At 73.0% G+C, this 18,616-nt stretch carries 17 protein-coding genes; 11 read left to right on the top strand and 6 right to left on the bottom strand.

Annotated elements, in window-relative coordinates:
* Positions 1–24 precede the first annotated feature (24 nt).
* Genes ribD through ribH form a run of 4 tightly spaced genes read left to right on the top strand, consistent with a single transcriptional unit; the run spans position 25 to position 3,581 of the window.
* A complete protein-coding gene (gene ribD, locus QUE38_RS13250; protein ID WP_433996911.1) occupies positions 25–1,152 on the top strand; it encodes a bifunctional diaminohydroxyphosphoribosylaminopyrimidine deaminase/5-amino-6-(5-phosphoribosylamino)uracil reductase RibD in 1,128 nt (375 codons plus the stop codon).
* Between the two features lies 1 nt (position 1,153).
* Positions 1,154–1,810: a riboflavin synthase gene (locus tag QUE38_RS13245; RefSeq protein WP_286308747.1), complete on the top strand. Its 657-nt coding sequence runs from the start codon at positions 1,154–1,156 to the stop codon at positions 1,808–1,810.
* Positions 1,807–3,114, top strand: coding sequence for a GTP cyclohydrolase II (ribA, locus tag QUE38_RS13240; protein ID WP_286308746.1), 1,308 nt, complete (start codon positions 1,807–1,809; stop codon positions 3,112–3,114). The genes QUE38_RS13245 and ribA overlap by 4 nt, the downstream gene beginning before the upstream one ends.
* Positions 3,111–3,581 (top strand): 6,7-dimethyl-8-ribityllumazine synthase, encoded by a 471-nt coding sequence (gene ribH / locus QUE38_RS13235; protein ID WP_286308745.1) that lies wholly within the window; start codon positions 3,111–3,113, stop codon positions 3,579–3,581. The genes ribA and ribH overlap by 4 nt, the downstream gene beginning before the upstream one ends.
* A 62-nt stretch (positions 3,582–3,643) precedes the next feature.
* Here the strand turns inward: ribH and QUE38_RS13230 are convergent, their stop codons facing one another.
* From QUE38_RS13230 to QUE38_RS13220, 3 genes are read right to left on the bottom strand one after another with little or no spacing between them, the layout of a single operon-like run.
* A complete protein-coding gene (locus tag QUE38_RS13230) occupies positions 3,644–4,477 on the bottom strand; it encodes an ABC transporter permease (protein WP_286308744.1) in 834 nt (277 codons plus the stop codon).
* Positions 4,474–5,352 (bottom strand): ABC transporter permease, encoded by an 879-nt coding sequence (locus QUE38_RS13225; RefSeq protein ID WP_286308743.1) that lies wholly within the window; start codon positions 5,350–5,352, stop codon positions 4,474–4,476. Before QUE38_RS13225 ends, QUE38_RS13230 begins: the two co-directional genes overlap by 4 nt.
* On the bottom strand, positions 5,349–6,275 hold the full coding sequence (locus QUE38_RS13220) for an ABC transporter ATP-binding protein (RefSeq protein ID WP_286308742.1): 927 nt from the start codon (positions 6,273–6,275) through the stop codon (positions 5,349–5,351). Before QUE38_RS13220 ends, QUE38_RS13225 begins: the two co-directional genes overlap by 4 nt.
* A gap of 155 nt (positions 6,276–6,430) precedes the next feature.
* Here QUE38_RS13220 and QUE38_RS13215 point away from each other — a divergent pair, with 155 nt between their 5' ends.
* The 4 genes from QUE38_RS13215 (at position 6,431) to QUE38_RS13200 (ending at position 11,640) form a co-directional block, all read left to right on the top strand.
* On the top strand, positions 6,431–7,348 hold the full coding sequence (locus QUE38_RS13215; protein WP_286308741.1) for a pseudouridine-5'-phosphate glycosidase: 918 nt from the start codon (positions 6,431–6,433) through the stop codon (positions 7,346–7,348).
* Positions 7,332–8,240, top strand: coding sequence for a carbohydrate kinase family protein (locus tag QUE38_RS13210; RefSeq protein ID WP_286308740.1), 909 nt, complete (start codon positions 7,332–7,334; stop codon positions 8,238–8,240). Before QUE38_RS13215 ends, QUE38_RS13210 begins: the two co-directional genes overlap by 17 nt.
* A 46-nt stretch (positions 8,241–8,286) precedes the next feature.
* Entirely contained in the window at positions 8,287–10,224 is a 1,938-nt protein-coding gene (locus QUE38_RS13205) for an ABC transporter ATP-binding protein (RefSeq protein ID WP_286308739.1), read from the top strand.
* A gap of 87 nt (positions 10,225–10,311) precedes the next feature.
* Positions 10,312–11,640: an aminotransferase class III-fold pyridoxal phosphate-dependent enzyme gene (locus tag QUE38_RS13200; RefSeq protein ID WP_286308738.1), complete on the top strand. Its 1,329-nt coding sequence runs from the start codon at positions 10,312–10,314 to the stop codon at positions 11,638–11,640.
* A gap of 65 nt (positions 11,641–11,705) precedes the next feature.
* Here the strand turns inward: QUE38_RS13200 and QUE38_RS13195 are convergent, their stop codons facing one another.
* Positions 11,706–13,556, bottom strand: coding sequence for a phosphoenolpyruvate carboxykinase (GTP) (locus tag QUE38_RS13195; protein ID WP_286308737.1), 1,851 nt, complete (start codon positions 13,554–13,556; stop codon positions 11,706–11,708).
* Between the two features lie 116 nt (positions 13,557–13,672).
* Between QUE38_RS13195 and QUE38_RS13190 the strand changes: the two genes are divergently transcribed.
* Genes QUE38_RS13190 through QUE38_RS13180 form a run of 3 tightly spaced genes read left to right on the top strand, consistent with a single transcriptional unit; the run spans position 13,673 to position 16,468 of the window.
* Positions 13,673–15,112 (top strand): helix-turn-helix domain-containing protein, encoded by a 1,440-nt coding sequence (locus tag QUE38_RS13190; RefSeq protein ID WP_286308736.1) that lies wholly within the window; start codon positions 13,673–13,675, stop codon positions 15,110–15,112.
* A gap of 58 nt (positions 15,113–15,170) precedes the next feature.
* Entirely contained in the window at positions 15,171–15,512 is a 342-nt protein-coding gene (locus QUE38_RS13185) for a PadR family transcriptional regulator (RefSeq protein WP_286308735.1), read from the top strand.
* Positions 15,509–16,468: a permease prefix domain 1-containing protein gene (locus tag QUE38_RS13180; protein ID WP_286308734.1), complete on the top strand. Its 960-nt coding sequence runs from the start codon at positions 15,509–15,511 to the stop codon at positions 16,466–16,468. The genes QUE38_RS13185 and QUE38_RS13180 overlap by 4 nt, the downstream gene beginning before the upstream one ends.
* A gap of 61 nt (positions 16,469–16,529) precedes the next feature.
* Here the strand turns inward: QUE38_RS13180 and QUE38_RS13175 are convergent, their stop codons facing one another.
* On the bottom strand, positions 16,530–17,321 hold the full coding sequence (locus QUE38_RS13175; RefSeq protein ID WP_286308733.1) for an SDR family NAD(P)-dependent oxidoreductase: 792 nt from the start codon (positions 17,319–17,321) through the stop codon (positions 16,530–16,532).
* A 103-nt stretch (positions 17,322–17,424) separates the two neighbouring features.
* Entirely contained in the window at positions 17,425–18,600 is a 1,176-nt protein-coding gene (locus QUE38_RS13170; protein ID WP_286308732.1) for a thiolase family protein, read from the bottom strand.
* Positions 18,601–18,616: the final 16 nt, after the last annotated feature.

The raw sequence follows: 18,616 nt of genomic DNA, 5'->3' as shown, positions 1-18,616 counted from the left end.
AGTCCGCGAGGACGGAAACGGGACATGGGCAGCACGAGCGCAGCGCACCGCGCACCGGCGAACGCCGCCGTGCCGTCGCGCGCCGACGCCGTCTCGCGGGACTCGGCCGAGACCGCGGCGATGCGGCGCGCGCTCGAGCTCGCCGCCCGCGGCCCCGCCCGCGGCGTGAACCCCCGGGTCGGCTGCGTGCTGCTCTCCCCCGCGGGCGACGTGCTCGCCGAGGGCTGGCACCGCGGCGCGGGCACGCCGCACGCCGAGGTCGACGCGCTCGCGCAGCTCGCGCCCGGCGCCGCACGCGGTGCGACCGCCGTCGTGACGCTCGAGCCCTGCAACCACACCGGGCGCACGGGTCCCTGCGCAGAGGCGCTCCTCGCCGCGGGCGTCGCGCGTGTGGTGTACGCCGTCGACGACCCGGGCCTGCACTCCTCCGGTGGCGGCGCGCGCCTGGCGGCCGCGGGCGTCGACGTCGCCTCGGGCCTGCTCGCCGGCGAGGCCGAAGCCCTCATCGCCGACTGGCTGTTCGCCGAGCGCCACGGCCGCCCGTTCGTGACCGTCAAGTGGGCGTCGACCCTCGACGGGCGCGTCGCGGCCGCCGACGGCACGAGCCGCTGGATCACCGGCCCCGAGGCGCGTGCCGACGTGCACGCCCGCCGGGCCGCGGCCGACGCGATCGCGGTCGGCACGGGCACGGTGCTCGCCGACGACCCCGCGCTCACCGCACGCGACGCCGACGGCGGGCTGCGCGCCGACCAGCCCGTGCCGGTCGTCTTCGGCCGCCGCGAACTGCCGGCCGACGCGGCGGTGCTGCACGGCCCGCACCCCGCGGTCCGCCACGACGGCGCGGACCTCGTCGCCGACCTGGGCGCGCTCCAGCGCAGCGGCATCCGCTCGCTCTTCGTCGAGGGCGGGCCGACCCTGGCGAGCGCGTTCCTCGCGGCCGGACTCGTCGACGAGGTCGTCGTCTACCTCGCGCCCGCCCTGCTCGGCGGGCCGCGCCTCGCCGTCGGCGACCTCGGCATCGGCACCATCGCCGGCGCCCGGCGCCTCGCCCCCACCCACGTCGCACGACTCGGCGACGACGTGCTCGTCGTCGCCCGCCCCACCTCCGCCCGGCCGAGCGCCGCCGCGGACGGCCCGACCGGAAGGACCTGACATGTTCACGGGCATCATCGAGGAGATCGGCCGCATCACGCGGGTCGAGCACACCGCCGACGCCGCAAGGCTCACCGTGCACGGACCGCTCGCGGTCTCCGATGCGCGCCACGGCGACTCCATCTCGGTGAACGGCGTCTGCCTCACGGTCGTCGACCGCGACGACGAGTCGTTCACGGCCGACGTCATGGCGCAGACGCTCGCGATGTCGACGCTCGCCGACGTGCGCGAGGGCGACCGGGTCGACCTCGAACGCGCCGCGAAGGTGGGCGATCGCATCGGCGGCCACATCGTGCAGGGCCACATCGACGGCACCGCCGAGGTCGTCGACGTGCGGCCCGGAGAGGCGTGGCGCGTGCTGCGGTTCGCGATCGACCCGCAGCACGCCCGGCTCGTGGTCGACAAGGGCTCGGTCGCGCTCGACGGCGTCTCGCTCACCGTCAGCGCGGTCGGCGACGACTGGTTCGAGGTCTCGCTCATTCCCGAGACGCTCGCGGCGACGACGCTCGGCGACCGGGTCGTGGGCGATCGGGTCAACCTCGAGACCGACATCCTCGCCCGGCAGGTCGAGCGGATGCTGCGCCTCGGCGCCCACGACGACCTGCCGTCGTCCGTGGCGACCCCCGCTGCGCCCGCGCCGATGGGAGGTGCCGCATGAGCCTCGCCGAACTGCCCGAGGTGCTCGCCGCGCTGCGCGCCGGCAAGCCCGTGCTCGTCGCCGACGACGAGGGCCGCGAGAACGAGGGCGACGCGATCATCTCGGCGCAGCTCGCGAGCCGCGAGTGGATCGCCTGGATGGTGCGCCACACGAGCGGCTACCTCTGCGCGCCGATGCCGAACGACCTCGCCGACCGGCTCGACCTGCCGCTCATGACGACGGACAGCCAGGACCCGCGGCGCACGGCGTACACGATCACGGTGGACGCGGCCGACGGCGTCACGACGGGCATCAGCGCGTCCGACCGCGCGCACACGCTGCGCGTGCTGGCCGACCCGGACGCCACGCCGGCCTCGCTCATCCGCCCCGGGCACATCGTGCCGCTCCGCGCGGTCGCGGGCGGCGTGCGCGAGCGGGCGGGCCACACCGAGGCCGCGGTCGACCTCATGCGCCTCGCGGGCCTCGCGCCCGTCGCGGCGATCGGCGAGATCGTCGCCGACGACGGCGAGATGATGCGCCTGCCCGGCCTCATCGAGCTCGGCGAGCGGGAGGGGCTGCCGGTCACGACCGTGGCGGCGCTCATCCGGTTCCTGCGGGAGGAGCCCGACGCGGCGGCGATCTGCGACGCCGCGGAGGGCGGCTCGGTCGTCGACCCGCCCGAGTCGCCGCGCGTGCTCTTCGAGGTCGAGACGACCGTGCCGACCGAGCACGGCCCGTTCCGCATCCGCGCGTACCGCGACCGCAACACCGGAGCCGACCACGTCGCGATCATCGCGGGCGACCCGTCGTCGCCCGGCGCGCTCGTGCGCGTGCACTCGGAGTGCCTGACCGGCGAGGCGCTCGGGTCGCTGAAGTGCGAGTGCGGCCCGCAGCTCGACGCCGCGCTCGCGGCGGTGCAGGAGCACGGCGGGGTGGTCGTCTACCTGCGCGGCCACGAGGGCCGCGGCATCGGCCTGATCAACAAGCTGCGCGCGTACCGGTTGCAGGAGGACGGCCTCGACACGCTCGACGCGAACCTCGCGCTGGGCCTGCCCGCCGACGCCCGCGACTACGGCGCGGCGACCGCGATCCTGCACGAGCTCGGCCTCGACGCCGTACGGCTGCTCACGAACAACCCCGAGAAGGTGCGCCAGCTCGAGACGCAGGGCATCGCCGTGCTCGAGCGCGTGCCGCTCCTCGTCGGGGTCGGGGCCCTCAACGAGGCGTACCTCGAGACCAAGCGCGACCGCATGGGTCACGCGATCGACACCGCCGACCTCACCGAGCCGGCGGCACACCACCTCCTGGAAGGACGCGCATCATGAGCGGAGCAGGCTCCCCCACCCTCGACGCCGACGGCACCGGCCTGTCGGTCGTCATCGTCGCGGGCAGCTGGCACGACGAGATCACCGACGGGCTCATCGCCGGCGCGGTGCGCTCGCTCGAGGCATCCGGCGCGTCGCACACGCTCGTGCGCGTGCCGGGCAGCTTCGAGCTGCCGGTCGTCGCGAAGGCGGCCCTCGAAGCCGGTGCCGACGCGGCGGTCGCGCTCGGCGTGATCATCCGCGGCGGCACCCCGCACTTCGAGTACGTCTCGTCGGCGGCGACCGACGGGCTCACCCGCGTCGCGCTCGACACCGGCAAGCCCGTCGGCTTCGGCGTGCTCACCCTCGACGACGAGCAGCAGGGCCTCGATCGCGCCGGGCTCCCCGGCTCGAAGGAGGACAAGGGCGCTGAGGCGGCCGAGGCTGCGGTCGCCACGGTGCGTGCGCTGCGCGCGGTCCGGGGCTGAGACACGGCGAGCGGATGCCCCGGGGCATCCGCTCGCCTCGCCCGATCGCTCGGGTCGCGACCTCAGTCGAGGAACAGCGCGCGCAGCCGCTTCGTCGTGAACACGACGCCGACCACGATCATCACGGCGTAGTAGAGCACGTGCCAGAGCAGGCCCCAGTGCACGGCACCGGTCGTGAGGCCACGGACGAGCTCGACGCCGTGCCAGAGCGGCATGGCCTGGATGATCCACTGCACGGCCTGCGGGTAGACCGTGATCGGGAAGAACGTGGCCGACAGCAGGAACATCGGCAGCAGCACGAAGTTGATCCAGTCCATCTGCTGGAACGTCTTCATGTAGCTCGTGATCGCCATGCCGAGGCTCGCGAAGCCGAACGCGATGAGCAGCACCGCGGGAAGCGCGAGCAGCGCCCACCACGACAGGTTCAGCCCGAGCGCCTGCATGACGACGAGGAACCCCGAGGCGTAGAACGCGCCGCGCAGCAGCGCGAGCGAGATCTCGCCGAGCGCCACGTCGAGCGGGCCGAGCGAGGTCGCGAGCATGCCCTCGTAGAGCTTCGCGAAGTTCATCTTGAAGAAGACGTTCCAGGTGGAGTCGTAGATCGCGCCGTTCATCGCGGCGACCGCGAGCAGGGCGGGTGCGATGTACGCCGCGTAGGAGACGTCGCCGTCCGCGGTCGCGACCTCGCCGACGAGGGCGCCGAGGCCGATGCCCATCGACAGCAGGTAGAAGATCGGCTCGAAGAAGCCCGAGACGACGATCATCCAGTTCGAGCTTCGGGTCGCGCGCCAGCCGCGCGCCATGACGGCGCGGGAGTTGCCCGCGTACAGGGAGGCGACGCCCCGCCCGCCGCTGGGAGCGGTGCGGTCGTCGGTGGTGGTCGCGGGTGCGGTCATCGTCCCAGCCTCCGTGCGGCGATGCGCCGCGATGCGATCCAGCCGACCGCCGCCATCGCGACGAGCACGACCACGTGCACGACCGTGAGCCAGAGCGGCTCGGGGTAGCCGTACGCGAAGACGCGGCTGAGCTCGGTGGCGTGCCAGAGCGGGGACACCCAGCCGATCGGCTGGAGGAACCAGGGCAGCTGGCTGAGCGGGAAGAACGTGCCCGAGAACAGCGTCATCGGCAGCACGAGGAAGCGCATGACGAGCGCGATCTGCCCCGTGTCCTGCTCGAGCGTCGACACGTAGGCCATGAGCAGGTGCCCGAACGCGAGCCCGCCGAGGGTCGCTGCGAGCACGGCGAGGTACCCGAGCGGCGACGGCACCGCGCCGAACAGCAGCATGAACAGGTAGTAGACCGCGCTCGTGGCGAGGATGCGCACCGTCACCGAGATGACGATGCCGTCGACGATCTGGCCCGGCCGGATGGGCGACGCGTGCATGCCCGTGAACGTGGGGTTCCACTTGTAGCCGAGCATGATCGGGTACGAGAACTCCTCGGTCGCGACCGTGATGGCGGCCGACGCCAGCAGCGCGGGCGCGACGAACACGAGGTACGGCACGCCCTCGGCCCCTGGCTGCGAGGCGACCGGGGCGTCGATCAGCGACGCGAGGCCGGCCCCGAGCCCGTACAGGTAGATGATCGGGCTGCCGATGCCCGTCGCGAGCATGGTCTGCAGGTACGACCGCATGACGCGGAACCGGTGCTCGGCGATGTACCAGGCGCCGAAGCGTCGCGGACGCGCGCCCGCGGCGAGCGCGCGTGCGGTCTCGGGACGGGTGGTCTCAGGGGCATCCGTCGCCTGCTGCCGGGGGGACTCGGCGCTCATTCGATGAGGCTCCGGCCCGTGAGGCGGAGGAACACGTCCTCGAGGCTCGACCGGCGCACCAGACTCGTGATCGGGTGCATGCCCGCCTCGGTGATGCGCACGAGTTCGGCCTCGCCGTTCGCGCTGTAGACGAGGATGCGGTCGGGCAGCACCTCGATGCGGTCGCCCACGCCCTCGAGGCGCTTGGCGACCTCGGCGTTGCGGTCGGCGCCGAAGCGCAGCTCGAGCACCTCGCGCGACGAGTGCGCGCGGATGAGCTCGGCGGGCGTGCCCTCGGCCATGATGCGGCCGTGGTCCACCACGATGAGGCGGTCGCAGAGCTGCTCGGCCTCGTCCATGTAGTGGGTCGTGAGCACGAGCGTCGTGCCCTGCTCCTTGAGCCGGAACAGGCGGTCCCAGAGAATGTGCCGCGCCTGCGGGTCGAGGCCCGTCGTCGGCTCGTCGAGCAGCAGGATGCGCGGGTCGTTGATGAGCGCGCGGGCGATGGTGAGCCGGCGCTTCATGCCGCCCGAGAGCGCGTCGACCTTCGCCTTCGACTTCTCCTGCAGCTGGGCGAACGCGAGCAGCTCGTCGGCGCGCTCGGCGACCTGCCGCCGCGGCAGGCCGAAGTAGCGGCCGTAGACGAGCAGGTTCTCGCGCACGCGCAGCTCGGTGTCGAGGTTGTCGGACTGGGGCACCACGCCGAGCTGCGAGCGGATGTCGGGGCCGTGCGCGTTCGGGTCGAGCCCGAGGATCTCGAGGTCGCCGCTCGTGCGCGTCGAGACGGCGCCGACCATGCGCATGGTGGTCGACTTGCCGGCGCCGTTCGGGCCGAGCAGGCCGAACGACTCGCCGGGCGACACCTCGAACGAGATGCCGTCGACGGCGGCGACGTCCTCGTACTGCTTGCGGAGATCGCGGGCGGTGATGACGGGTGCGGGCACGGGAGAACTGTAGTCGAGGCGGGCGACATCGTCCGCCCCCGCGCAACGGATCCCCCGCCCGGGCCGCCGAGTCGTCATGAAGTGTCGCTTCGACGCACGGAATAGCGACATCTCATGACGACTCGGGGATCGTGGCGCCGGAATACGATGGCGGGGTGAGTGAGACCAGCCCGGGTGTCGTCCTGTCCGACGAGGTGCGCGAGGCCGTGGCATCCGGTGCTCCGGTGCTCGCCCTCGAGACCACGATCCTCACCCACGGGCTGCCGCGGCCGCGGAACCTCGAGGTCGGACTCGCCGCCGAGGAGCAGCTGCGGGCCGCGGGTGTCGTGCCGGCCACGATCGGCGTGGTCGACGGCGTCGCGCACGTCGGGATCGACCGGCCGACCATGGAGCGGCTCTGCGCCGACGAGTGGGTCGTGAAGCTGAGCGTGCGCGACCTGCCCGTCGCCGCCGCGCGCGGGCTGAGCGGCGGAACGACGGTGGCCGCGACTGCGTGGCTCGCGCATGCGGCGGGCATCCGCGTCATGTCGACCGGCGGGCTCGGCGGCGTGCACCGCGGGGCGAGCGAGACCTTCGACGAGTCGGCCGACCTGCCGACCCTCGCGCGCACGCCGATCACGCTCGTGAGCGCGGGCGTGAAGTCGATCCTCGACGTGGCGGCGACCCTCGAGCGGCTCGAGACGCTGAACATCCCGGTAGTGGGGTATCGCACGACGGCCTACCCCGGCTTCTACGTGGCCGACTCGGGCTACACGCTCGAGCACCGGGTCGAGACCCCCGACGAGGTCGCAGCAGTCGCGGCGGCGCGCGACGCGCTGGGCCTCCCGGCGGCCGTGCTGGTCGCGAACCCCGTGGCCGAGGACGAGCAGCTCGACCCCGACCTGCACGAGCGCGTGCTCGCCGAGGCGCTGGCGGCGGCGGATGCGGCGGGCATCGCCGGGCACGACACGACGCCGTTCCTGCTCGACTTCGTGCAGCGCGCGACCGGCGGAGCGAGCCTCGAGGCGAACCTCGCCGTGTACCGCGGCAACGTGGCGCTCGGCGGGGAGATCGCGCGTGCCGTCGCCGGCTGAGCCGGGCGTGCTGGTCGTCGCGGGCGACCTCGTGGAGGACGTCGTCGTGTGGCTCGCCGAACCGACGCGGCACGCGACCGACACGGCGGCGCGCATCGTGCGCTCGCGCGGCGGCAGCGCGGCGAACGTGGCCGCGTTCGCTGCGGGCACGGGCGCACCGGCGCGCTTCGTGGGCTGCGTCGGGGCGGATGCCGCGGGCGACGGGCTCGCGCACGGGCTCGCGTCGACCGGGGTCGATGTGCGCCTCCAGCGCGCGGGCACGACCGGCACCGTCGTGCTGCTCGTCGACCCCGACGGCGAGCGCACCATGTACCCCGACCGCGGCGCTGCGGCCGAGCTCCGCCGACCGATCGACCCCTCCGTGCTCGACGGCGCGGGCTGGCTGCACGTGCCGGCGTACGGGCTCGAGCGGGAGCCCGCGCGCTCGGCCGTGGTCACGCTCGCCGACGCCGCCCGCGAGTCGGGCGTCGGCGTCTCGCTCGACGTATCGTCGACCGGGCTGATCGACGCCCTCGGCGTCTCGCACTTCCTCGCACTCGTCACCCGGATCGGGCCCGACATCGTGTTCGCGAATGCCGATGAGGCCGCACTGCTCGGCATCGGGTCGGCGGCCGACCCCGCCGCCACACGCCCCGAGCCGCTCGCCCCGCTCACCGTCGTGAAGCGCGGCCCCCACCCTGCCGAGGTGCTCCGCCCCGGCCGGCCGGCCCTGCACGTGCCCGCGACAGCGGTCGACGACGTGCGCGACGCGACCGGCGCGGGCGACGCGTTCGCCGCCGGGTTCCTGGTCGCCACCATGGCGGGCGCCGACCCGCGCGCCGCCTGCGTCGCCGGGCACGCGCTCGCGGCATCGGTGCTCGGCAGCCCCGGGGCATCCGTCGCCCTCGCCTGAACCGCTCCCAGCACGCTCGCGGCAACCGTGCCCTAGAAAGGTAGTCATGGCTTCCCCCACCGATGCTCCGGTCCGCCGCTCCCGATCGTCGGCGACCGGCCGAGGCAGGGGACGCGGCCGCGGCCGCGAGACCGCCGGCCCCCGCGCCACGTTCGGGCAACTGCTGCCGTACCTGTTCGAGCACCGGGGCATCCTGAGCTTCATCCTCGTGCTGAGCGTGCTCGGCGCGCTCACGACGCTCGCGCAGCCGCTGCTCGTGGGCCAGGTCATCACGGTGGTCGAGGAGGGCGTGCCGGTCGGGCCGCTCGTCTGGGTGCTCGTCGTGCTCGTCGTCGTGAGCGCCCTCCTCAGCGGCTACCAGCACTACCTGCTGCAGCGCACCGGTGAGGGCGTCGTGCGCTCGAGCCGCATGCACCTGGCGCGGAAGATCCTGCGCCTGCCGATCTCGGAGTTCGACACCCGCCGCACCGGCGACCTCGTCTCGCGCGTCGGCAGCGACACGACGCTGCTGCGCGCGGTGCTCACCCAGGGGCTCGTCGAGGCGGTCGGCGGTGCGGTGACGTTCCTCGGCGCGCTCATCGCGATGATCGTGCTCGACGCGGTGCTGCTCGGCCTCACCGTCATCGTCATCGGCATCGCCATCGCGACCGTCTCGCTGCTGTCGCTGCGGGTGCGCGACGCCTCGCGGCGGGCGCAGGACAAGATCGGCGACGTCGCCGCGGCGGTCGAGCGCGCGATCGGCGCCGTGCGCACCATCCGCGCGGCGGGCGCGACCGAGCGCGAAACGGCCGCGATCGAGGCGGAGACCGACGGCGCGTACCGCGAGGGCGTGAAGGTCGCGAAGATCTCGGCGCTCATCGTGCCGATCGCGGGCATCGCGATGCAGCTGTCGCTGCTGGTCGTGATCGGCGTCGGCGGCATCCGTGTGGCGTCGGGCGCTACCAGCGTCGCGAACCTCGTGATGTTCATCATCTTCCTGTTCATGCTGATCCTGCCGCTCGGGCAGGCGTTCGGCGCGGTCACCTCGGTCAACCAGGCGCTCGGCGCACTCGGCCGCATCCGCGAGGTGCTCGACCTGCCCGACGAGGACGCGCACGACCGCGACGGCGGCCCTGCGGCGGTCGTGGTCGGCCCGGCGAACGCGTCGGCGGCGCCCGACGCACCGGCGATCGCGTTCGAGGGCGTGCGGTTCGCGTACGCTTCACGGGCGGCGGAGGGCGAGGCGGATGCCCCCGAGGGCGACGCGGCGCCCGAGGTCTCGGCGCCCCGCTCGGCCGACGGTGCCGCGAGCTCCGGCGAGGCGCGCGACGTGCTGCGCGGCGTCTCGTTCGAGGTGCCGCGCGGGCGACGCGTCGCGCTCGTCGGCCCGTCGGGTGCGGGCAAGTCGACGACGTTCGCGCTCATCGAGCGCTTCTACGACCCCACCGCGGGCGTCGTGCGCATGGGCGGGCTCGACCTGCGCGCGATCGACCGCGCCGACCTCCGCGCGCAGATCGGCTACGTCGAGCAGGACGCACCCGTGCTCGCCGGGACGATCCGCGACAACCTCACGCTCGGCAGCCCGGACGCGACCGACGACGAGTGCGTCGCGGTGCTGCGGGCCGTGAACCTCGGCGCGGTGCTCGAGCGCGACCCGGCCGGCCTCTCGGCACCCGTCGGCGAGGACGGCATCATGCTCTCGGGCGGCGAGCGCCAGCGCCTCGCGATCGCCCGCGCGCTGCTCGCGGCCCCGCCGATCCTGCTGCTCGACGAGTCGACCTCGTCGCTCGACGGCGTGAACGAGCGCATGATGCGCGAGGCGATCGACGCGGTCGCCGAGGGTCGCACGCTGATCGTGATCGCGCACCGGCTCTCGACCGTCGTCGACTCCGACCGCATCGTCGTGCTCGACGGCGGCGAGGTCGTCGGCGAGGGCACGCACTCCGAGCTCGTCGAGACGACGCCGCTGTACCGCGAGCTCGCGAAGCACCAGCTGCTGGTCTGACGCGCCGGCCCCGGGGCATCCGCTCGTCGAGTTCTCGGCCACGCGCACCTGCACACGGCTGTAACGCGCAGCACGTACCCTCGTGTCATGGACTTCACCGTTCCCCAGCAGCGCAGCCTCGTCACCGAGCTGCCCGGGCCGCGTTCGCGCGAGCTCCTCGAGCGCCGTCGGCGCAGCGTCTCCCGCGGTGCGGGCACCCTCGCCGACATCTTCATGGACCACGGTTCGGGCGCGATCCTGGTCGACGTCGACGGCAACCGCCTGATCGACCTCGGCTGCGGCATCGGCGTGACCACCATCGGGCACGCGCACCCCGACGTCGCCGCGGCCGCGGCCGCGCAGGCGTCGAAGCTCACGCACACGCTGTTCACGGTGACCCCGTACGAGAACTACGTATTGGTCGCCGAGAAGCTCGCCGAGCTCACGCCGGGCGACTTCGAGAAGCACTCGATCCTCGTGAACTCGGGGGCCGAGGCCGTCGAGAACGCGGTCAAGATCGCGCGCCGCTACACCGGCCGCCGGGCGATCGCGTCGCTCGCGCACGCGTTCCACGGCCGCACCAACCTCACCATGGCGATGACCTACCGCCCGTGGCCGGAGCGCGCGGGCATGGGCCCGTTCCCCGGCGAGGTGTACTCGGTGCCGTCGAGCTACCCGTTCAAGGACGGCCTGAGCGGCCCGGATGCCGCGGCGCGCACGATCGACTACATCGACACGCACATCGGGCCGACCGAGCTGGCCGCGCTGTTCGTCGAGCCCATCCAGGGCGACGGCGGCATCGTGATCCCCGCGGAGGGCTACCTCGAGGCGCTCGCCGCGTACTGCGCGGAGCACGGCATCGTGTTCGTCTCCGACGAGATCCAGGCCGGCATCGCGCGCAGCGGCGCGTGGTACTCGATCGAGCACTTCGGCGTCGTGCCCGACCTCGTGACGACCGCGAAGGGCATCGCGGGCGGCTTCCCGCTCGCCGCGGTCACCGGCCGCGCCGAGATCATGGACGCGGTGCAGCCCGGCGGCATCGGCGGCACGTTCGGCGGCAACCCCGTCTCGACCGCGGCGGCGCTCGCGACGCTCGAGGTCATCGAGCGCGACGGGCTGATCGCCGAGGCGCAGCGCGTCGAGCGCGTGTTCGCCGAGCGCATCGGCGACTGGGCGTCGCGGTACTCCGTGGTCGGCGAGGTGCGCGGCAAGGGCGCGATGTGGGGCGTCGAGCTCGTCGTGCCGGGCACGCGCGAGCCGAACGCGGCGGCGCTCACGTCGGTGCTCCGCCACGCGACGACGAACGGTGTGATCCCGCTCGACGCCGGCTCCTGGGACAGCGTGCTGCGCTTCCTGCCGAGCGTGGTGATCTCGGAGGAGCTGGTCGACGACGCGGCATCCGTCATCGAGCAGGAGCTCGCCCGTCTCTCCGCCTGAGGCGACCGGACAGGCGACGAGCCCGTGCCCTCGACGGGGCACGGGCTCGATCGCGTGATGCGGGACTACGACTGCTTGAGGTGGTAGCGGAGGCTCGCCAGCTCGGCGTTCAGGGCCGCGGGCACGCGGTCGCCGAACTTCGCGTAGTACTCCTCGGTGAGGTTGCACTCGGCGAGCCACGAGTCGCGGTCGACCTCGAACAGGTGGTCGAGCACGCCCTCGTCGAGGTCGAGCCCGTCCACGTTCAGGGCGCCCTCGGCGGGGATGCGGCCGATCGGGGTGTCCTCCGCCTCGGCGTCGCCCTCGATGCGGCCGACGATCCACTCGAGCACGCGGGCGTTCTCGCCGAATCCGGGCCAGAGGAACGAGCCGTCGGCGTCCTTGCGGAACCAGTTGACCTGGAAGATCCTCGGCGCCCGGTCGCCGAGGATGCGGCCCATCTTCACCCAGTGGCCCCAGTAGTCGGCCATGTTGTAGCCGCAGAACGGCAGCATGGCGAACGGGTCGCGACGCAGCTCGCCGACGGTGCCCTCGGCCGCCGCCGTCTTCTCCGAGGAGATGGTCGAGCCCATGAACACGCCGTGCTTCCACGACCGGGCCTCGGCCACGAGCGGCACGTTCGTCGCGCGGCGTCCGCCGAAGAGGATCGCGTCGACGGGCACGCCCTCGTGCGCCTCCCAGTCGTCGGCGATCGACGGGCACTGCGCCGCGCCCACCGTGAAACGCGAGTTCGGGTGCGCCGCCGGGCGGCCCGAGTCGGGCGTCCAGTCGTTGCCCTGCCAGTCGATGAGGTGGTCGGGTGCCTCGTCGGTCAGGCCCTCCCACCAGACGTCGCCGTCGTCGCGGAGCGCGACGTTGGTGAAGATCGTGTTGCCCCAGAGCGTCTGCACCGCGGTGGGGTTCGTGGTCTCGCCGGTGCCCGGGGCGACGCCGAAGAAGCCCGCCTCGGGGTTGATGGCGTAGAGCCGGCCGTCGGGGCCGGGGCGCATCCAGGCGATGTCGTCGCCGACCGTCTCGACCGTCCAGCCGGGGATGGTCGGGCGGAGCATCGCGAGGTTCGTCTTTCCGCACGCGGACGGGAACGCGGCGGCCACGTGGTACACGCTGCCCTCGGGCGAGGTGATCTTGATGAGCAGCATGTGCTCGGCGAGCCAGTCGTCGTCGCGCGCCATGACGCTCGCGATGCGCAGCGCGAAGCACTTCTTCGCCAGCAGCGCGTTGCCGCCGTAGCCCGACCCGAACGACCAGATCTCGCGGGTGTCGGGGAACTGCACGATGTACTTCTCGGGGTTGCTCGGCCAGTCGGCGTCGGCACGGCGGAAGCCCTTGGAGTCGACCAGCGGGTAGCCGACCGAGTGCACCGTGCGCACCCACGGGGTGCCCTGCTCGATCATCTCGAAGACGCGCTCGCCCATGCGGGTCATCACGCCCATCGACAGCACGACGTAGGGCGAGTCGGTGATCTCGACGCCGAGCTGCGAGATCGGCCCGCCGAGCGGGCCCATCGAAAACGGCACGACGTACATGGTGCGGCCGCGCATCGACCCCGCGAACACGCCGGCCAGTTCGGCGCGCATCCCGGCCGGCTCGCGCCAGTTGTTCGTGGGCCCCGCGTCCTCCTCGAGCTCGGAGCAGATGAACGTGCGGTCCTCGACCCGGGCGACGTCGCCGGGGTCGGTGCGCGCGAGGTAACTGTTGGGACGCCACTCCGGGTTCAGGCGGATGAGCTTCCCCTCGTTCACGAGCTGCTTGGTGAGCCGGTCGGCCTCCTGCAGCGACCCGTCGCACCAGACGACCTCGTCGGGCTGGGTGAGGCCGGCGATCTCCGCGACCCACTCGCGCAGCGCGCGATCGGTGGTGCCGGTGCGGTGCGCGCGGCCTGCCGCCGCGTTCTCGAGGGAGAGTTCCATGGTCATCGCGAGCCTCCGATGGTCTGGCGGGTGGTGGCGTGAGTCCAGAATGCGCGAAGAACACGCGCGACGAGCCGCGAACCGGCATGAAAGAATCGCACTTCTTTCCGTATGGTTAACGCATGCAGGCAGGAACCGACCTCACCACCCTCGGGCAGCGCATCCGCCACTTCCGCGGCGAACGCGGGCTCACCCTCGACCAGCTCGGCGAGCAGGTCGGCATCGCGGGCAGCCAGCTCTCCCTCATCGAGAACGGCAAGCGCGAGCCCAAGCTCTCGGTGCTGCACGCCCTCTCGGCGGCGCTCGGCGTCGAGCTCGCCGAGCTGCTCTCGCCGGAGCCGCCGAACCCCAGGGCCGCGCTCGAGATCGAACTCGCCCGTGCGCAGGCCAGCCCGCTCTACGCCATGCTCGGCCTGCCCTCGGTGCGCCCCGGCAAGGGCATCAGCGACGAGGCGCTCGAGTCGATCGTCGGCCTGCACCGCGAGCTGCAGCGGCGCGCGAGCGAGGCGATCGCGACGCCCGAGGAGGCACGGCGGGCGAACACCGAGCTGCGCACCCGCATGCGCGAGCGCGACAACTACCTACCAGACATCGAGGAGCTCGCCGAGCAGCGCGTCGCCGCCTCCGGCCACCGCCAGGGGGCGCTCACCCACCGCGAGGTGAGCGTGATGGCCGAGCAGCTCGGGTTCCGGCTCATCTACGTCGACGACCTGCCGGATGCCACGAGGTCGATCACCGACCTGGCCAACGGCCGCATCTACCTGCCGCCCGCCTCGATTCCCGGCGGTCACGGCCTGCGCTCGATGGCGCTGCAGGCGATGGCCCACCGCCTGCTCGGGCACGAGCGCCCGGGCAGCTACGCCGAGTTCCTCTGGCAGCGCCTCGAGATCAACTACTTCGCGGCGTGCTGCCTCATGCCCCGCGAGGCATCCGTGAAGTTCCTCACCGAGGCCAAGCGCGAGAAGCGCCTCGCGGTGGAGGACTTCCGCGACGCGTTCGGCGTGACCCACGAGGCGGCGGCGCTGCGCCTGACGAACCTCGGCACCTCGCACCTCGACATGACGCTGCACTTCCTGCGGGTGAACGGCGACGGCGCGCTGCAGAAGGGGTACGAGAACGACGGCATCCCGCTGCCGGCCGACGTGACCGGCTCGATCGAGGGCCAGTGGGTGTGCAAGCAGTGGAGCGCGCGGAGTGCGTTCGATCGCACCAACCGCACGACCGAGAACTACCAGTACACCGACACCCCGGCGGGCACGTACTGGTGCGCGACGCAGACGGGGCGAACGGATGCCGCGGAGTTCTCGATCACGATCGGCGTGCCGTTCCAGGACGCGAAGTGGTTCCGTGGCCGCGAGACGACGGTGCGCGTCGAGTCGCGGTGCCCCGACGTCACGTGCTGCCGCCGCGCGCCGGCCGAGCTCTCCGACCGCTGGGACGGCAAGGCGTGGCCGAGCGCCCGCCTGCACGCGCACGTGCTCTCCCCGCTGCCGTCGGGCCGGTTCCCGGGCGTCGACGACGCCGAGGTGTACGCCTTCCTGGAGGCGCACGCGGGTCAGTAGCGGAGCATCCGCTCGGGCGCTGTTGCAATAGTGTGTGTCACACAGTATGGTGTGTGACATGACAACGGATGACGCCACCGCCACGCACCTCCAGGAGCTGCGCCGTGGCACGACCGTGCTCGCGTGCCTGCTGCGCCTGCGCACGCCCGACTACGGCTACGCCCTGCTCGAATCGCTCGCGGGGCTCGACCTCGCGGTCGACGCGAACACGCTCTACCCGCTGCTGCGCCGGCTCGAGAAGCAGGGGCTGCTCACGAGCGAGTGGAACACCGACGAGACCCGCCCGCGCAAGTTCTACCGCACGAGCCCCGCCGGCGAGCGGCTCGCCGAGGTGCTCGCGGGCGACTGGCACCGCATCGACGAGGCGCTCGCGCGCCTGACCGAGGGAGACGCATCATGACCACCACGACCCTGACCGACCGCTACGTCTGGGCGACCGTGCGCAACGTGCCCCAGCGCCAGCGCACCGACCTCGACCGGGAGCTGCGCGAGCGCATCGCCGACCAACGCGACGCGTTCGTCGAGGAGGGCGTCGACGCCGCCGACGCCGAACGCCGCACCCTGCTCGAGCTCGGCGACCCGAGCGTGCTCGCGGCCGACTACCTCGACCGGCCGCTGCAGCTCATCGGCCCGCGCTACTACCTGACCTGGCTGCGGCTCGTGAAGGTACTGATGGCGGTCGTGCTGCCCATCGTCGCCGCGGCGAGCGTGCTCGCGCAGCTGCTCGCGGGTGCGTCGGTCGGCGAGGTCTTCGGCGCGACGTTCGGGGTGCTGCTGAGCACCGCGGCGCACCTCGCGTTCTGGACGACCCTCGTCTTCGCCATCCTCGAACGCTCCCCCGACCACACGCCCGGCCAGGAGTGGAGCCTCGCGAACCTCCCCCAGGTGCGCGACGAGCACCGCGCGAAGCGCCTGCCCGACCTGATCGCCTCGGTCGTGTTCCTCGCGATCTTCGCCGGGTTCATCGTCTGGGGGCAGCTCGGCGTGACGATCGACGGCGAGTCGTTCCCGGTGCTCGACCCCGACCTGTGGAGCTTCTGGATCCCGTGGTTCCTCGGGCTCCTCGTGCTCGAGATGGCATTCGCCGGCGCGATCTACGCGTGGGGCTGGAACTGGTGGCTCGCGTTCGCGAACCTGCTGCTGAACATCGCATTCACGGTTCCGGCGCTCTGGCTGCTGCTCTCCGAGCGCCTGTTCAACCCCGAGTTCCTCGCCGCGATCGGCTGGCCGTGGGGCGACGCGGGCGGGGTCACGATGACCGTCATCGTGGTGGCGATCGTGGGCGTCACCATGTGGGACGTGGTCGACGGGGCCATCAAGGCGTACCGCGCCGGCCGCGAGCGGGCGATCGCCTGACCACGGGCCGAGAGCCGAGCGGATGCCTCGGGGCGCGCGCCGCCACGAGGCATCCGCTCGCCTACTTCGGCTGCATGCGGATGGCGCCGTCGAGCCGGATCACCTCGCCGTTGAGCAGCGGGTTGGCGACCACGTGCATCGCGAGGGCCGCGTACTCGGCGGGCGTGCCGAGGCGCGACGGGTGCGGGATCTGCGCGGCGAGCGAGGCCTGCACGTCGTCGGGCATGCCCGCCATCATGGGCGTCCGCATGATGCCCGGGGCGATCGTGACCACGCGGATGAGCAGCTTCGACAGGTCGCGCGCGAGCGGCAGGGTCATGGCCGCGACGCCGCCCTTCGAGGCCGAGTAGGCGGCCTGGCCGATCTGGCCGTCGAACGCGGCGACCGAGGCGGTGCTCACGATCACGCCGCGCTCGGCGGTCTCGGGCACGCCGGGCAGCGACTGCGCGGTCACAGGGTCGGTGGCGGCCATCGCCGCGGCGGCGAGGCGCGTGACGTTGAACGTGCCGATGAGGTTCACCCGGATCGTGCGCTCGAAGTCGGCGAGCGCGAGGGGCCCGTCGCGGCCGACCGTGCGGCCGGCGGTCGCGATGCCCGCGCAGTTGACCGCGACCCGCAGCGGGCCGAGCGCGACGGCGGCATCGACCGCGGCAGCGACCTGCGCCTCGTCGGCGACGTCGGCGGGCGCGAACGTCGCGCGCTCCCCCAGCTCGACGGCGGCCTCCTCGCCGCGGCCGCCGGGCAGGTCGACGATGACGACGGATGCCCCGGCGTCGATGAGCGCCTCGGCCGTGGCGCGCCCCAGGCCGGACGCACCTCCCGTGACGATGGCGGATGCTCCGCTCAGCTCCATGCGCTGTCCTCTCGTGGTTCGTGGGTGCGCCGACCCGGTCGCGTCGGCGTCGTGCCATGGCTCCGGCGCCGTGGCAGTACTACGTCGGTGCCGATCGTACCGTTCAGGCGCGTTCGACGATGTACGCGTTCGCCATGCCGCCGCCCTCGCACATGGTCTGCAGGCCGAGGCGCGCGTCGCGCCGCTCGAGCTCGCACACCAGCGTGGCGAGCAGCCGCGTGCCCGACGAGCCGAGCGCGTGGCCCAGTGCGATGGCCCCGCCGTTCGGGTTGAGCTTCGCCGGGTCGGCGCCGGTGTCGGCGAGCCACGCGAGCGGCACCGACGCGAACGCCTCGTTCACCTCGTAGACGTCGATGTCGTCGTGGGTGAGACCGGCGCGCTCGAGTACGCGCGCGGTCGCGGGGATCACGCCCGTGAGCATCAGCAACGGGTCGCTGCCGGTCACGCTGAAGGCGCGGAAGCGGGCCCGGGGCGTCAGGCCCAGCGCGGCGGCGCGCTCGGCGCTCATGATGAGGGCGGCGGATGCACCGTCGGTGAGCGGCGACGAGTTGCCGGCCGTGATGCGCCAATCGAGGTCGGGGAAGCGCTCGGCGAGCCGGTCGGTGCGGAACGCGGGCGCGAGGCCGGCGAGCCCCTCGGTCGTCGTGCCGGGGCGCACGGTCTCGTCGACGAGCGCGTCGACGCCTCGCACGGGCACGATCTCGTGGTCGAAGTCGCCGCGCCCCGCGGCATCCGCCGCCCTTCGATGGCTCTCGGCCGCGAACGCGTCGAGCTCGTCGCGGCCGAACCCCCACCGCTGGGCGATGAGGTCGGCCGACACGCCCTGGCCGACGAGCCCCTCGGGGTAGCGGGCGTGCATGCGGGTGCCGAACGGGTCCTGCCCGGTGGTCGACGAGCCGAGCGGCACGCGGCTCATCGACTCGACGCCGCAGGCGATCACGATGTCGGCGGCCCCGGCGATGACCGCCTGCGCGGCGAAGGTCGCGGCCTGCTGGCTGGACCCGCACTGGCGGTCGACCGTGGTGCCGGGCACGTGCTCGGGGAATCCCGCCGCGAGCAGCGCGTTGCGGGTGACGTTGTACGACTGCTCGCCGACCTGGCTGACGCAGCCGCCGATCACGTCGTCGACGAGCGCCGGGTCGAGGTCGTTGCGGGCGACGAGGTGGTCGAGCACGCCCGCGAGCAGGTCGACCGGATGCACCCCGGAGAGCTGCCCGCCCGGCTTGCCCCGCCCGCTGGCGGTGCGGATCACGTCGACGATCACGGCCTCGGTGCCCATGCTCCCACCCTACGCG

Source organism: Agromyces mangrovi (assembly GCF_030296695.1).
Taxonomy (GTDB): domain Bacteria; phylum Actinomycetota; class Actinomycetes; order Actinomycetales; family Microbacteriaceae; genus Agromyces; species Agromyces mangrovi.
Note: the sequence above shows the minus strand (reverse complement) of the source record. Positions and strands in the feature narration are given on the sequence as shown.

Excerpts from the sequence above, each read along its gene's own strand:
- ribD (WP_433996911.1), top strand. The coding sequence starts at position 25 with ATGGGCAGCACGAGCGCAGCGCACCGCGCACCGGCGAACGCCGCCGTG.
- QUE38_RS13245 (WP_286308747.1), top strand. The coding sequence starts at position 1,154 with ATGTTCACGGGCATCATCGAGGAGATCGGCCGCATCACGCGGGTCGAG.
- ribA (WP_286308746.1), top strand. The coding sequence starts at position 1,807 with ATGAGCCTCGCCGAACTGCCCGAGGTGCTCGCCGCGCTGCGCGCCGGC.
- ribH (WP_286308745.1), top strand. The coding sequence starts at position 3,111 with ATGAGCGGAGCAGGCTCCCCCACCCTCGACGCCGACGGCACCGGCCTG.
- QUE38_RS13230 (WP_286308744.1), bottom strand. The coding sequence starts at position 4,477 with ATGACCGCACCCGCGACCACCACCGACGACCGCACCGCTCCCAGCGGC.
- QUE38_RS13225 (WP_286308743.1), bottom strand. The coding sequence starts at position 5,352 with ATGAGCGCCGAGTCCCCCCGGCAGCAGGCGACGGATGCCCCTGAGACC.
- QUE38_RS13205 (WP_286308739.1), top strand. The coding sequence starts at position 8,287 with ATGGCTTCCCCCACCGATGCTCCGGTCCGCCGCTCCCGATCGTCGGCG.
- QUE38_RS13200 (WP_286308738.1), top strand. The coding sequence starts at position 10,312 with ATGGACTTCACCGTTCCCCAGCAGCGCAGCCTCGTCACCGAGCTGCCC.
- QUE38_RS13195 (WP_286308737.1), bottom strand. The coding sequence starts at position 13,556 with ATGACCATGGAACTCTCCCTCGAGAACGCGGCGGCAGGCCGCGCGCAC.
- QUE38_RS13190 (WP_286308736.1), top strand. The coding sequence starts at position 13,673 with ATGCAGGCAGGAACCGACCTCACCACCCTCGGGCAGCGCATCCGCCAC.
- QUE38_RS13185 (WP_286308735.1), top strand. The coding sequence starts at position 15,171 with ATGACAACGGATGACGCCACCGCCACGCACCTCCAGGAGCTGCGCCGT.
- QUE38_RS13180 (WP_286308734.1), top strand. The coding sequence starts at position 15,509 with ATGACCACCACGACCCTGACCGACCGCTACGTCTGGGCGACCGTGCGC.
- QUE38_RS13175 (WP_286308733.1), bottom strand. The coding sequence starts at position 17,321 with ATGGAGCTGAGCGGAGCATCCGCCATCGTCACGGGAGGTGCGTCCGGC.
- QUE38_RS13170 (WP_286308732.1), bottom strand. The coding sequence starts at position 18,600 with ATGGGCACCGAGGCCGTGATCGTCGACGTGATCCGCACCGCCAGCGGG.